17 protein-coding genes are annotated in these 13614 nt (G+C 61.6%); 16 read left to right on the top strand and 1 reads right to left on the bottom strand.

The window, feature by feature from the left end:
- Positions 1 to 5 precede the first annotated feature (5 nt).
- The gene (locus ACL9RJ_RS10970; protein ID WP_017123693.1) at positions 6 to 554 is read left to right on the top strand and encodes a glycine zipper 2TM domain-containing protein; all 549 of its coding nucleotides are present in this window, start codon (positions 6 to 8) and stop codon (positions 552 to 554) included.
- A 75-nt stretch (positions 555 to 629) separates the two neighbouring features.
- Here the strand turns inward: ACL9RJ_RS10970 and suhB are convergent, their stop codons facing one another.
- Positions 630 to 1445: an inositol-phosphate phosphatase gene (gene suhB, locus ACL9RJ_RS10965; protein WP_017123694.1), complete on the bottom strand. Its 816-nt coding sequence runs from the start codon at positions 1443 to 1445 to the stop codon at positions 630 to 632.
- 145 nt (positions 1446 to 1590) lie between these two features.
- On the opposite strand from suhB, the gene trmJ reads away from it, so the two are divergent.
- From trmJ to ispG, 15 genes are all read left to right on the top strand, one after another.
- Entirely contained in the window at positions 1591 to 2361 is a 771-nt protein-coding gene (trmJ, locus tag ACL9RJ_RS10960) for a tRNA (cytosine(32)/uridine(32)-2'-O)-methyltransferase TrmJ (protein ID WP_177107924.1), read from the top strand.
- 2 nt (positions 2362 to 2363) lie between these two features.
- Positions 2364 to 3140: a serine O-acetyltransferase gene (cysE, locus tag ACL9RJ_RS10955; RefSeq protein WP_042934339.1), complete on the top strand. Its 777-nt coding sequence runs from the start codon at positions 2364 to 2366 to the stop codon at positions 3138 to 3140.
- A gap of 271 nt (positions 3141 to 3411) precedes the next feature.
- Positions 3412 to 3903, top strand: coding sequence for a Fe-S cluster assembly transcriptional regulator IscR (gene iscR / locus ACL9RJ_RS10950; protein ID WP_026013140.1), 492 nt, complete (start codon positions 3412 to 3414; stop codon positions 3901 to 3903).
- Positions 3904 to 3953: 50 nt separating this feature from the next.
- Complete coding sequence (locus ACL9RJ_RS10945) at positions 3954 to 5168, top strand: IscS subfamily cysteine desulfurase (protein WP_017123699.1); 1215 nt, start codon at positions 3954 to 3956, stop codon at positions 5166 to 5168.
- A 102-nt stretch (positions 5169 to 5270) separates the two neighbouring features.
- Positions 5271 to 5657, top strand: a complete 387-nt coding sequence (gene iscU / locus ACL9RJ_RS10940) for a Fe-S cluster assembly scaffold IscU (protein ID WP_007929523.1) — start codon at positions 5271 to 5273, stop codon at positions 5655 to 5657.
- A gap of 36 nt (positions 5658 to 5693) precedes the next feature.
- Complete coding sequence (gene iscA / locus ACL9RJ_RS10935) at positions 5694 to 6017, top strand: iron-sulfur cluster assembly protein IscA (RefSeq protein ID WP_010565230.1); 324 nt, start codon at positions 5694 to 5696, stop codon at positions 6015 to 6017.
- 8 nt (positions 6018 to 6025) lie between these two features.
- Positions 6026 to 6547, top strand: coding sequence for a co-chaperone HscB (hscB, locus tag ACL9RJ_RS10930; RefSeq protein ID WP_177084272.1), 522 nt, complete (start codon positions 6026 to 6028; stop codon positions 6545 to 6547).
- A 51-nt stretch (positions 6548 to 6598) separates the two neighbouring features.
- The gene (hscA, locus tag ACL9RJ_RS10925) at positions 6599 to 8461 is read left to right on the top strand and encodes a Fe-S protein assembly chaperone HscA (protein ID WP_422765229.1); all 1863 of its coding nucleotides are present in this window, start codon (positions 6599 to 6601) and stop codon (positions 8459 to 8461) included.
- Positions 8462 to 8463: 2 nt separating this feature from the next.
- A complete protein-coding gene (gene fdx, locus ACL9RJ_RS10920) occupies positions 8464 to 8805 on the top strand; it encodes an ISC system 2Fe-2S type ferredoxin (protein WP_017123702.1) in 342 nt (113 codons plus the stop codon).
- A 14-nt stretch (positions 8806 to 8819) separates the two neighbouring features.
- Positions 8820 to 9020, top strand: a complete 201-nt coding sequence (gene iscX / locus ACL9RJ_RS10915) for a Fe-S cluster assembly protein IscX (protein ID WP_017123703.1) — start codon at positions 8820 to 8822, stop codon at positions 9018 to 9020.
- A gap of 100 nt (positions 9021 to 9120) precedes the next feature.
- Positions 9121 to 9546 (top strand): nucleoside-diphosphate kinase, encoded by a 426-nt coding sequence (gene ndk / locus ACL9RJ_RS10910; protein WP_007916882.1) that lies wholly within the window; start codon positions 9121 to 9123, stop codon positions 9544 to 9546.
- 28 nt (positions 9547 to 9574) lie between these two features.
- Positions 9575 to 10717 carry a 23S rRNA (adenine(2503)-C(2))-methyltransferase RlmN gene (gene rlmN / locus ACL9RJ_RS10905; RefSeq protein ID WP_177084276.1) on the top strand — a complete coding sequence of 381 codons (1143 nt, stop codon included), beginning with the start codon at positions 9575 to 9577 and terminating at the stop codon, positions 10715 to 10717.
- 18 nt (positions 10718 to 10735) lie between these two features.
- Positions 10736 to 11494, top strand: a complete 759-nt coding sequence (gene pilW / locus ACL9RJ_RS10900; RefSeq protein WP_017123705.1) for a type IV pilus biogenesis/stability protein PilW — start codon at positions 10736 to 10738, stop codon at positions 11492 to 11494.
- Positions 11494 to 12495: a RodZ domain-containing protein gene (locus ACL9RJ_RS10895; protein ID WP_177117723.1), complete on the top strand. Its 1002-nt coding sequence runs from the start codon at positions 11494 to 11496 to the stop codon at positions 12493 to 12495. The genes pilW and ACL9RJ_RS10895 overlap by 1 nt, the downstream gene beginning before the upstream one ends.
- 3 nt (positions 12496 to 12498) lie before the next feature.
- Positions 12499 to 13608, top strand: coding sequence for a flavodoxin-dependent (E)-4-hydroxy-3-methylbut-2-enyl-diphosphate synthase (ispG, locus tag ACL9RJ_RS10890; protein WP_103032810.1), 1110 nt, complete (start codon positions 12499 to 12501; stop codon positions 13606 to 13608).
- Positions 13609 to 13614 lie beyond the last annotated feature (6 nt).

Here is a 13614-nt window from a genome sequence, read left to right as displayed (position 1 = left end):
TTCACGTGAACAAGTCGTTGCTGGTGGGTGCGGTATTGGGTGCTGTCGGTGTCACCGCCGGAGGTGCTGTTGCGACCTACAGCATGGTGAAGAGCGGCCCTGAGTATGCTCAAGTATTGGCGGTCGAACCTGTGAAGACGCAGGTCAAGACACCGCGCGAAGTGTGCAAGGACGTTGCCGTGACCCGGCAGAAGCCGGTGCAGGACGAGCATCGCCTGGCCGGTACGGCGCTGGGTGCGGTGGGCGGTGGCCTGCTGGGCAGTCTGGTGGGCGGTGGCAAGGGCAAGACCCTGGCGACGGTCGTGGGTGCGGTCGGTGGCGGTTATGCCGGTAACAAGGTGCAGGAGGGCATGCAGGAGCGTGACACCTACACCACGACCCAGACCCGCTGTAACACGGTCAATGACATCAGCGACAAGGTCGTGGGTTATGACGTGCGTTACCAGCTCGACGGCAAGGAAGGCAAGGTGCGCATGGATCGTGATCCGGGCAACCAGATTCCGGTTGACAAGGAAGGTCGCCTGATTCTCAGCCAGAACCAGCCTGCCCAGTAATCGCACCGGGGTTTGACCCCGGATCGCAGGCACAAAAAAAGCACCCCTCGGGGTGCTTTTTTCATGGCCGGGCGCTTAGCGCTTCAGCGAAGCCGGCAGGTGCGGCTGGATTGCGGTCAGCACGGCCTTGAAGCACTTGGTGTTGCCGGCGACGATATGGCCTTTCTCAAGGAAGTCGTGACCGCCGGTGAAGTCGCTCACAAGGCCGCCCGCTTCCTGGATCAGCAGTGCGCCCGCAGCCATGTCCCACTCGGACAGGCCCGACTCCCAGAAGGCGTCGAAACGACCGGCGGCCACATAGGCCAGGTCGAGGCTCGCGGCACCGGCGCGGCGGATGCCGGCGGTCTGGCCGACCAGGGCGCGGAACATGCCCAGGTAGTTGTCGATGTTGTCCATCTGGTCGTCGCGGAACGGGAAGCCGGTGCCCAGCAGGGCGCCGTCGAGACTGGTGCGACCGCTGACGCGCAGGCGGCGACCGTTCAGCTGGGCGCCACGGCCACGGCTGGCGGTGAATTCTTCCTGGCGAACCGGGTCCAGAACCACGGCGTGCTCAAGGCGGCCGCGGTATTTGCAGGCGATGCTGACCGCGAAGTGCGGGATGCCGCGCAGGAAGTTGGTGGTGCCATCAAGTGGGTCGATGATCCACAGGTATTCTTCGCCTTCGCCGCTACCGGCGTGGAAACCGGTTTCTTCACCGCGGATGGCGTGGGTCGGATACGCTTTGCGCAGAGCGTCGATGATTTTCTGCTCGGCAGCACGATCAACCTCGGACACGTAGTCCTTGGCGTCTTTTTCGTCGACCTTGATGGTATCCAGGCGCTCGATGGAGCGGAAAATCAATTCACTGGCGCTGCGGGCGGCGCGCAGCGCGATATTCAGCATGGGCTGCATGGACGTTTCACCTAGAGTGTTAAAGAAAGCCGAACATTCTAACAGAAAAGTGTTATCGGTGAAGGACGACATTCAGTTTCGTGGCGTAAACCCGAGTGCTTCTGTAAGATTTGCTCCCCTTTGCCCTGTCCGAGAGCGCCTGCCCGTGCTGCAAAATATTCGTATCGTCCTGGTCAATACCAGTCATCCGGGCAATATCGGCGGGGCTGCGCGAGCCATGAAGAACATGGGATTGTCGCGCCTGATACTGGTCGAGCCGCGCATCTTTCCGTCCCATGAGGCCGATGCGCGTGCCTCCGGCGCCACCGACATCCTTGAAAACGCCCAGGTCGTCGCCACTTTGGAAGAGGCGCTGGTCGGCTGCAACCTGGTGTTCGGCACCAGTGCGCGGGATCGGCGGATTCCCTGGCCGTTGCTGGACCCGCGCGAGTCCGGCGTGAAAGTGGTCGAGGAGGCGGCGCAGGATGCGCAGATCGCCCTGGTGTTCGGTCGCGAAGATTCCGGCCTGACCAATGACGAGCTGCAGCGATGTCATTATCACGTGCATATCCCATCTGACCCCGGATTCAGTTCGCTGAACCTCGGGGCGGCGGTGCAGGTGTTGAGTTATGAGGTACGCATGGCCTGGTTGGCGGCTGAAGGCCAGCCGCACAAGGTCGAGAAGGATGAAGTGGCGTCCACCCGCAGTGGTGAATTGGCGACCATGGATGAACTGGAACGATTTTATGAGCACCTGGAGCAGACGCTGGTGGCCATCGAGTTCCTCGATCCGGAAAAGCCGCGGCACCTCATGGCGCGCCTGCGCCGCCTTTACGGACGCAGCTCGGTCAGCCGGGCGGAAATGAATATATTGCGTGGCATCCTCACGGAAACCCAGAAAGCGGCCCGTGGCGAGCTTCTTAAGCGGAAGGATTAATGATGTTCGAGCGTTTGCGTGAAGATATCCAGAGCGTATTCCATCGTGACCCGGCGGCGCGCAATGCCTTTGAAGTCCTGACCTGCTACCCCGGCATGCACGCCATCTGGCTGCATCGCCTGAGTCATTCGCTGTGGGGAATGGGCTGGAAGTGGCTGGCGCGGGTGGTGTCGAACTTCGGCCGCTGGTTGACCGGTATCGAGATCCATCCGGGCGCCAAGGTCGGGCGGCGTTTCTTCATCGATCACGGCATGGGTATCGTGATCGGTGAAACCGCCGAGATCGGCAATGATGTGACCCTCTACCAGGGGGTGACCCTGGGCGGTACCAGCTGGAACAAGGGCAAGCGCCATCCGACCCTGGAAGACGGCGTGGTGGTCGGCGCCGGCGCCAAGGTGCTGGGGCCGTTCACGGTCGGTGCCGGGGCCAAGGTCGGTTCCAATGCGGTGGTGACCAAGGCGGTTCCGCCAGGGGCGACGGTGGTGGGGATTCCGGGGCGGATCATCATGAAGTCCGACGATCAGCAGGAGGCCAAGCGCAAGGCGATGGCCGAGAAGCTGGGCTTCGATGCCTATGGCGTCAGCGAAGACATGCCGGATCCGGTGGCGCGGGCCATCGGCCAGATGCTCGATCACCTGCAGGCGGTCGATGGGCGCCTGGAAGGCATGTGCGGTGCGCTGAAGGACCTGGGCAGCAACTACTGCGCCAAGGATCTGCCGGAGTTGCACTGTGAAGGCTTTGTCGAAGTGAAGGACGAGGGCGAGGTCAAGGCAGGCTGATCTGCGTCGGGTTTGCCGGCCTCTTCGCGGGCAAGCCCGCTCCCACAAGGTCAGGGCTGCATCGAGCCCTGTGGGAGCAGGCTTGCCCGCGAAGCATTTCAAGGACGACAAAAACCATCGGTCTAGCGCGATGCCATTACGCTTGTGACTTTGCTACAATGCGCGCGCTCTTTTACGGGTAATCCCGACTAAAGTACTAGGTCTTATAGTTGACTTAAATACTCGGGAATAGCATACTCGTCCTCATTCCGTAACTCCGTGGTAATTGTCCATGCGACTGACTACAAAAGGCCGATACGCGGTGACCGCCATGCTCGATCTGGCGTTGCACGCGCAACACGGGCCGGTGTCCCTGGCCGATATCTCCGAGCGCCAAGGCATCTCCCTGTCCTACCTCGAACAGCTTTTCGCCAAATTGCGTCGCAGCAACCTGGTGTCGAGTGTCCGTGGTCCGGGTGGCGGCTATCAGCTGTCGCGCGACATGCAGGGGATCCAGGTCGCCCAGGTGATCGACGCGGTGAATGAATCGGTCGACGCCACCAAGTGCCAGGGGCTCGGTGATTGCCATTCCGGCGACACTTGCCTGACCCACCACCTGTGGTGCGACCTCAGCCTGCAGATCCACGAATTTCTCAGTGGTATCAGCTTGGCGGACCTTGTGACTCGCCGTGAGGTACAAGAAGTCGCCCAGCGTCAGGATCAGCGCCGCTGTAATGGCAAGGCGCCACGCCTGGATAAGATCGAAGCGTCCGCCGTCGAATGACAGCCAAAGAGCCCGCGGTGCGCCAGCCAGCCTGATTTAGGAGATAGTCCATGAAATTGCCGATTTACCTTGATTACTCAGCGACCACCCCGGTTGATCCGCGTGTCGCGCAGAAAATGAGTGAATGCCTGCTGGTCGACGGAAACTTCGGTAACCCGGCCTCGCGTTCCCACGTCTTCGGCTGGAAGGCCGAGGAGTCGGTCGAGAACGCCCGCCGCCAGGTCGCCGACCTGGTCAATGCCGACCCGCGTGAAATCGTCTGGACCTCCGGTGCCACCGAGTCCGACAACCTGGCGATCAAGGGTGTCGCGCATTTCTACCACACCAAGGGCAAGCACCTGATCACCAGCAAGATCGAGCACAAGGCGGTCCTCGACACCACGCGCCAACTGGAGCGTGAAGGTTTCGAAGTCACCTATATCGAGCCTGGCGAAGACGGCCTGATCACCCCGGCCATGGTCGAAGCCGCCCTGCGCGACGACACCATCCTGGTTTCGATCATGCACGTGAACAACGAGATCGGCACCGTCAACGACATCGCCGCCATCGGTGAGCTGACCCGCTCGCGCGGCGTGCTGTTCCATGTTGACGCAGCCCAGTCGACCGGCAAGGTCGATATCGACCTGCAGAAGCTGAAAGTCGACCTGATGTCCTTCTCGGCCCACAAGACCTACGGTCCCAAAGGCATCGGCGCGCTGTACGTCAGCCGCAAGCCGCGGGTGCGCCTCGAGGCGACCATGCACGGCGGCGGTCACGAGCGCGGCATGCGTTCCGGTACCCTGGCGACCCACCAGATCGTCGGCATGGGTGAAGCCTTCCGCGTGGCCAAGGAAGACATGGCTGCCGAGAACGTGCGCATCAAGGCCCTGAGCGACCGCTTCTACAAGCAGGTCGAGCACCTGGAAGAGCTGTACATCAACGGCAGCATGACCGCCCGCGTACCGCACAACCTGAACCTGAGCTTCAACTACGTCGAAGGCGAGTCGCTGATCATGGCACTCAAGGACCTGGCGGTTTCCTCCGGTTCCGCCTGCACCTCGGCTTCGCTGGAGCCTTCGTACGTACTGCGCGCCCTGGGCCGCAACGACGAACTGGCACACAGCTCGATCCGCTTCACCTTCGGTCGCTTCACCACCGAAGAAGAAATCGATTACGCCGCGCAGAAAGTCTGCGAGGCCGTGACCAAGCTGCGCGCCCTGTCGCCGCTGTGGGACATGTTCAAAGATGGCGTCGATATCTCGAAGATCGAGTGGGCGGCACACTAACTATAGAAGCCGCCGGATACAGGTCCTGTAGCGACGCGGCGACTGACGCAAGCGGAACTGCAGGGTCTCAAGAGCGGCCCTGATGAGTGAGGATTAAGTACCATGGCTTACAGCGAAAAGGTCATCGACCACTACGAAAACCCGCGTAACGTCGGCAAGATGAATGCCGAGGACCCGGATGTCGGTACCGGCATGGTCGGGGCTCCGGCGTGCGGCGACGTGATGCGTCTGCAGATCAAGGTCAACGAACAGGGCATCATCGAAGACGCCAAGTTCAAGACCTACGGTTGCGGTTCGGCCATCGCCTCCAGCTCCCTGGCGACCGAGTGGATGAAAGGCAAGACTCTGGATGAAGCAGAGACCATCAAGAACACTCAGCTGGCCGAAGAACTGGCCCTGCCGCCAGTGAAGATCCACTGCTCGGTACTCGCCGAAGACGCCATCAAGGCCGCCGTTCGCGATTACAAGCAGAAGAAAGGCCTGATCTAAACGATCCGGCGTTCAAGCGATTAGTAAGGAGTCACGATGGCTATCAGCATGACAGAAGCGGCTGCTCGACACGTGCGACGCTCCCTTGACGGGCGCGGCAAAGGTGAAGGGATTCGTCTGGGTGTTCGCACCACAGGCTGTTCCGGCCTTGCCTATGTGCTGGAGTTCGTCGACGAGGTGGTGGCGGAAGATCAGGTGTTCGAGAGTCACGGCGAGAAAGTGATCATCGACCCGAAAAGCCTCACCTACCTGGACGGCACCGAGCTGGATTTCGTCAAGGAAGGGTTGAACGAAGGCTTCAAGTTCAACAACCCCAACGTACGCGGTGAGTGTGGCTGCGGCGAAAGCTTCAACATCTGAGGCTATTCGTGGGTACTCCTTGTCATTTCGCTTTATTCGAGTTGCAGCCGAGCTTCACGCTGGACCTCGAACAGTTGGCCGCGCGCTACCGAGAGTTGGCGCGCGCCGTTCATCCGGACCGCTTTGCCGACGCTTCCGAGCGTGAGCAACGGCTGGCCCTGGAGCAATCCGCGAGCCTCAACGAGGCCTACCAGACGCTCAAGAGCCCTCCCAAGCGTGCGCGCTATCTGCTCGCCATGGGCGGTCGCGAGCTGCCATTGGAAGTCACGGTGCATGATCCGGACTTCCTGATGCAGCAGATGCAATGGCGCGAAGAGCTCGAAGACCTGCAGGACGATGCCGACCTGCCGGGCATCGCCGCGTTCAAGCGACGCCTGAAAACGGCCCAGGATGAACTGAACGACAGCTTCGCAGCCTGCTGGAACGATGCCGCGCAACGTGAACAGGCCGAGCGCCTGATGCGGCGCATGCAGTTCCTCGACAAGCTCACCTACGAAGTGCGCCAGTTAGAAGAGCGCCTCGACGATTAACCCAGTGCCGCTCCGGTCGCACGCCTGATATTCAGATAAGTCCAGATAACGATGGCCCTACTGCAGATCGCCGAACCCGGCCAAAGTCCCCAACCGCACCAGCGTCGCCTGGCGGTCGGGATTGACTTGGGTACTACCAATTCGCTGGTCGCTGCATTGCGCAGTGGTCTTTCCGAGCCCCTGGCCGATGCTGACGGGCAGGTGATCCTGCCGTCCGCGGTGCGCTACCACGCCGACCGTATCGAGGTCGGCCAGTCGGCCAAGCTGGCGGCCGCCAGTGATCCGCTCAATACCGTGCTGTCGGTGAAGCGCCTGATGGGCCGTGGCCTGGCGGACGTCAAGCAACTGGGCGAGCAACTGCCTTACCGCTTTGTCGGCGGTGAGTCGCACATGCCGTTCATCGATACCGTGCAGGGTCCGAAAAGCCCGGTCGAAGTCTCCGCCGATATCCTCAAGGTGCTGCGTCAGCGCGCCGAGGCAGCCCTGGGGGGTGAACTGGTCGGGGCGGTGATCACCGTGCCGGCCTATTTCGACGATGCCCAGCGCCAGGCGACCAAGGACGCGGCCCGGCTGGCCGGCCTGAACGTCCTGCGCCTGCTCAACGAACCGACCGCCGCGGCCGTGGCCTATGGCCTGGACCAGCACGCCGAAGGCCTGGTCGCGATCTACGACCTGGGCGGCGGTACTTTCGACATCTCTATCCTGCGCCTGACCGGCGGGGTCTTCGAGGTCCTGGCCACCGGTGGCGACAGCGCCCTGGGCGGCGATGACTTCGATCACGCGATTGCCGGCTGGATCATCGAGCAGGCCGGCTTGTCCGCCGACCTCGATCCGGGTGCCCAGCGCAGCCTGTTGCAGGCGGCCTGCGCGGCCAAGGAAGCGTTGACCGACGCTGACTCGGTCGAGGTGGTCCATGGCGACTGGCGTGCCCAGCTGACCCGTGAAACGTTTGATGCCCTGATCGAGCCGATGATCGCCCGCAGCCTCAAGGCCTGCCGGCGTGCGGTGCGGGACTCGAATGTCGAGCTTGAAGACGTGCACGCGGTGGTCATGGTCGGCGGTTCGACCCGTGTGCCCCGTGTGCGCGAGGCCGTCGCCGAGATGTTCGGTCGCCAGCCGTTGACCGAAATCGATCCGGATCAGGTGGTGGCCATCGGTGCCGCCATCCAGGCCGATACCCTGGCCGGCAACAAGCGCGACGGTGGCGAACTGCTGCTGCTCGATGTGATTCCGCTGTCCCTTGGTCTCGAAACCATGGGTGGGCTGATGGAGAAGGTGATTCCGCGCAACACCACCATTCCCGTCGCCCGCGCCCAGGATTTCACCACCTACAAGGACGGCCAGTCGGCCATGGCGATTCACGTGCTGCAAGGCGAGCGTGAACTGATCAGCGACTGCCGCTCCCTGGCGCGCTTCGAACTGCGGGGCATTCCGGCGATGGTTGCCGGCGCGGCGAAGATCCGCGTGACCTTCCAGGTCGATGCCGACGGCCTGCTCAATGTCACGGCCCGCGAGCTGGGTTCGGGCGTCGAGTCGAGTATCCAGGTCAAGCCGTCCTATGGCCTGACCGACGGTGAAATCGCCCGCATGCTCAAGGACTCGTTCCAGTATGCCGGTGATGACAAGGTTGCCCGCGTGTTGCGCGAGCAGCAGGTCGATGCGCAACGCCTGATCGAAGCGGTGCAGGGCGCCCTCGAGGCCGACGGCGAACGCCTGCTCGATGCCGAGGAGCGCATGGTCATCGAATTGCAGATGCAGGAATTGAGTGAATTGATGAAAGGCACCGATGGTTATGCCATCGAGCAACAGACCAAGCGTCTGTCGCAAGTGACCGATGCCTTTGCCGCCCGCCGCCTGGATTCGACGGTGAAAGCCGCCCTGGCGGGACGCAACCTGAATGAGATTGAGGAATAACGATGCCGCAGGTCATTTTTCTGCCCCACGAGAAGTTCTGCCCGGAAGGGATGGTAGTAGAGGCTGAGCCCGGCACTTCGATCCTCGATCTGGCGCATGAGCACCATATCGAGATGGAAAGCGCCTGTGGCGGCGTCTGCGCCTGCACCACCTGTCATTGCATCATTCGCGAAGGCTTCGATTCGCTGGAAGAGGCCGATGAGCTGGAAGAAGATTTCCTGGATCGGGCCTGGGGCCTGGAAGCGCAGTCACGCCTGGGTTGCCAGGCGATTGTCGGCACCGAAGACCTGACCGTCGAGATTCCAAAGTATTCGCTCAACCATGCCGCGGAAGCGCCACACTGATTCGAGGAACTATCATGAGTCTGAAGTGGACTGATGTGCTGGAAATCGCGATCCAGCTGGCTGAAAGCAAGCCGGATGTCGATCCGATGTCGGTGAATTTCGTCGATCTGCGCAAGTGGGTCATGGAACTGCCGGAGTTCGACGACAAACCGGAACACTGTGGCGAGAAGATCCTGGAGGCCATTCAGGCCCACTGGATCGAAGAACGCGACTGATCCCTGGCTGCAGGCAATACCTGAGTTAGGCAATACCCAAGAACCCGCGTATAATTCGCGGGTTTAATTTTTCGCAAATTATCGTTTCTGGAGTTACACCATGGCTGTTCAACGCACTTTCTCCATCATCAAGCCTGACGCTGTTGCAAAAAACGTTATCGGCGAGATCACCACCCGTTTCGAAAAAGCCGGCCTGCGCGTTGTCGCTTCGAAACTGAAGCAACTGTCCAAGGCCGAAGCCGAAGGCTTCTACGCTGAGCACAGCGCTCGTGGTTTCTTCGGCGACCTGGTTGCCTTCATGATCTCCGGTCCTGTCGTTGTCCAGGTTCTGGAAGGCGAAAACGCTATCGCTCTGAACCGTGAGCTGATGGGCGCCACCAACCCTAAGGAAGCGGCTGCCGGCACCATCCGTGCTGACTTCGCCGATTCCATCGACGCCAACGCTGTACACGGTTCGGACTCCGAAGCCGCTGCCGCTCGCGAAATCTCGTACTTCTTCGCAGCTACCGAAGTAACCACTCGCTAAGCAAAAGCTTGGGAGTGAGGGTGAATCCATGACTGTATCAATCGGCAAAACAAACCTGTTGGGTCTGACTCAACCGGAAATGGAAAAATTCTTCGACTCAATCGGGGAGAAGCGTTTCCGTGCCGGTCAGGTCATGAAGTGGATTCACCACTTTGGCGTCGATGATTTCGACGCCATGACGAACGTCAGCAAGGCCTTGCGCGAAAAGCTCAAGACCGTAGCCGAGGTTCGCGGTCCTGAAATCGTCAGCGAGGACATTTCCACCGACGGCACCCGCAAGTGGGTGGTGCGCGTGGCGTCCGGCAGCTGCGTCGAGACCGTCTACATTCCCCAGGGCAAACGCGGCACCTTGTGCGTTTCGTCCCAGGCAGGCTGTGCCCTGGATTGCAGTTTCTGCTCCACCGGCAAGCAAGGCTTCAACAGCAACCTCACTGCCGCCGAAGTCATCGGCCAGGTGTGGATTGCCAACAAATCCTTTGGCAGCGTCCCGGCCACCATCGACCGTGCCATCACCAACGTGGTGATGATGGGCATGGGCGAGCCGCTGCTCAACTTCGACAACGTCATCGCCGCCATGCGCCTGATGATGGACGACCTGGGCTACGGCATCTCCAAGCGCCGCGTGACCCTGTCGACTTCCGGCGTGGTGCCGATGATCGATGTGCTGGCCGAGCATATCGACGTCTCCCTGGCGTTGTCGCTGCACGCACCGAATGACGCATTGCGTAACCAATTGGTGCCGATCAACAAGAAGTATCCGCTTAAGATGCTGCTCGAATCGTGCCGTCGCTATATGGCGACCCTCGGCGAGAAGCGTGTCCTGACCGTCGAGTACACCCTGCTCAAGGATGTCAACGACCAGGTCGAGCACGCGGTCGAGATGATCGAGCTGCTCAAGGATACGCCGTGCAAGATCAACCTGATCCCGTTCAACCCGTTCCCGCATTCGGGCTACGAGCGCCCGAGCAACAATGCGATCCGGCGTTTCCAGGATCTGTTGCACCAGGCCGGCTACAACGTCACGGTACGTACCACCCGCGGTGAAGACATTGACGCTGCCTGCGGGCAGTTGGTCGGGCAGGTGCTGGATCGCACCCGCCGTAGCGAACGTTATATCGCGGTGCGTGAACTGAGCGCCGATGCCGATATGTCGAAAAGCGCTTCGAACTGAACCCGAGAGAGGATCTCCATGACCGTGCGCACTGCGCTCCTTGTACTTTTTGCCGGCCTCCTGGCCGGCTGCGTTTCCTCGGGCAATATCGACCCGATGAGTACCAGCAAGGGGCGTGACGAGGCACGTACGGCCTATGTGCAACTGGGCATCGGTTACCTGCAGCAGGGCCAGACCGAGCAGGCCAAGGTTCCGCTCAAGAAAGCCCTGGAGCTGAACAGCTCTGATCCCGACGCCAACGCGGCCCTGGCGCTGGTGTTCCAGGCCGAGATGGAGTGGGACCTGGCGGACCAGCATTTCCGCAAGGCACTGTCGTCCCGTCCGGGCGATGCGCGGATCCTCAACAACTACGGTGGCTTCCTGTACGAGCGCAAGCAGTACAAGGACGCTTACCAGCGTTTCGAGCAGGCGGCGGCCGACAGCCTGTATCCCGAGCGTTCGCGGGTCTACGAGAACCTTGGCCTGACCGCCCTGGCCCTCGGCAATCGCGACGACGCACGGCAGAACCTGGAAAAATCCCTGCGCCTGAACCGACAACAGCCACGCGCCTTGCTGGAAATGGCTGAGTTGTCTTACGAAGACAGGCATTATGTGCCCGCACGCGATTATTACGATCGCTTTAGCCTGCTGAGCGAGCAGAATGCACGTAGTCTGTTGCTCGGTATTCGACTGGCGAAGATTTACGAAGATCGCGACAAGGTCGCCAGTTACGGCCTGCAATTAAAACGACTCTATCCCGGTACGCCGGAATATCAGCAATACCTGTCGGAGCAATGATGAAAGCGGCGCATCCAGAAGTTGTAGCAGCGACTCGCGTAAACCCCGGTGAGACCCTGCGTCAGGCCCGCGAAAGCAATGGTTGGACGTTGGCCGAGGTGGCCCTGAAGCTCAATCTGACCACGACGTCGTTGAGTAACCTGGAGGCCGGCGCCTTCGACAAGCTGCCGGGGCATACCTTCGCCCGTGGTTATATCCGGGCCTACGCCAAGCTGCTGGGCATGGACCAGACCGTGCTGGTGCAGCAGTTCGACCAGTGCACCGGGACCGACTCCCAGGGCAGCAACGTGCATGCGCTGGGGCGGATCGAAGAGCCGGTGCGGGTTTCCCATACCATTTTGCGGATTGTCAGCCTGTTGCTGCTGATTGCGGTGATCGGTGGCGGTTTTGTCTGGTGGCAGGACCAGGCCAGCCTGCGCTCCAAGGACCAGGCAGCCATCAGCATGGAGCACGTCGAAGTCGAAAGCGCCGACGGCACCACCCAGATTCATCCGATCGACGAGCCGGAAGACCAGGCCGTCGCGGAAAACCAGTCCAATCCTGAAGCGACTCCCGGCGAGCCTTCGACCGAAACCCAGGCTGAAGCCTCGGCCCCATCCGCTCCAGCGGCCCCGGCCACGCCGGCCGTGGTGCCGGTCCCGCATGCCGCGCAGTCGCTGGTGGTGCCACCACAACCGGCGCCAGCTCCGGTTTCGCCCGTGTCGCCGAGCGCTCCGGTCAATGGTGCGCCGGCCGCTGCCGCAGCCGCACCGGTCGCCGGTGCCGGGCAGGTGCATGTGACCTTCGTCGCCGATTGCTGGACCCAGGTCACCGACGGTGGCGGCAAGGTCCTGTTCAGCGGCCTCAAGCGCAAGGGCGATATCCTCGAAGTCAGCGGCAAGCCGCCGTTCGCGGTGCGCCTGGGCTACGCCAAGGGTGCACAGATCACGTACAACGGTCAGGCGGTCGATGTCGCACCGTTCACCAGTGGCGAGACCGCTCGCCTGAAGCTAGGTCAATAAGTCATGCACGGCGAATCTCCAATCAAGCGTCGCGAATCGCGTAAAATCTGGGTCGGCTCGGTGCCGGTGGGCGGCGATGCGCCTATCGCGGTGCAGAGCATGACCAACAGCGACACCAATGATGTGGCCGCGACCGTGGCCCAGATCAACCGCCTGGAAGCCGCGGGCGTCGATATCGTCCGGGTTTCCGTGCCGGACATGGACGCTGCCGAGGCCTTCGGCCGGATCAAGCAACTGGTCAAGGTGCCATTGGTCGCCGACATCCATTTCGACTACCGGATCGCCCTGCGCGTGGCTGAGCTGGGCGTGGATTGCCTGCGGATCAACCCGGGCAACATCGGTCGCGAAGACCGCGTGCGCGCGGTGGTCGATGCCGCCCGTGACCGCGGGATCCCGATCCGTATCGGCGTCAACGCCGGTTCCCTGGAAAAGGACCTGCAGAAGAAGTACGGCGAACCGACCCCGGCTGCGCTGGTGGAGTCGGCCCTGCGTCACGTCGAGCACCTGGAGCGCCTGAACTTCCAGGACTTCAAGGTCAGCGTTAAGGCCTCCGATGTGTTCATGGCGGTAGAAGCCTACCGCCTGCTGGCCAAGGAAATCGTCCAGCCGTTGCACCTGGGCATCACCGAAGCCGGTGGTTTGCGTTCGGGCACGGTGAAATCGGCGGTCGGCCTCGGTATGCTGCTGGCCGAAGGGATTGGCGATACTATCCGCATCTCGTTGGCGGCCGACCCGGTCGAGGAAGTGAAAGTCGGCTACGACATCCTCAAGTCCCTGCACCTGCGGTCCCGTGGGATCAACTTCATCGCCTGCCCGAGCTGCTCGCGGCAGAACTTCGATGTGGTGAAGACCATGAACGAGCTGGAAGGGCGCCTGGAAGACCTGCTGGTGCCGCTGGATGTCGCGGTGATCGGCTGTGTGGTGAACGGTCCCGGTGAAGCGAAGGAGGCCCATATCGGCCTGACCGGCGGTACACCGAACCTGATCTACATCGACGGCAAGCCGGCGCAGAAACTGACGAATGACAACCTGGTGGATGAGCTGGAAAGGCTGATCCGGCAGAAGGCGGCCGAAAAGGTCGAGGCCGACGCGGCGCTGATCGCCCGCGGCTGAAACGAA

The organism is Pseudomonas sp. Mn2068 (assembly GCF_049319725.1).
Lineage (GTDB): Bacteria > Pseudomonadota > Gammaproteobacteria > Pseudomonadales > Pseudomonadaceae > Aquipseudomonas > Aquipseudomonas gingeri.
This window is presented reverse-complemented; position numbering and strand designations above follow the sequence as displayed.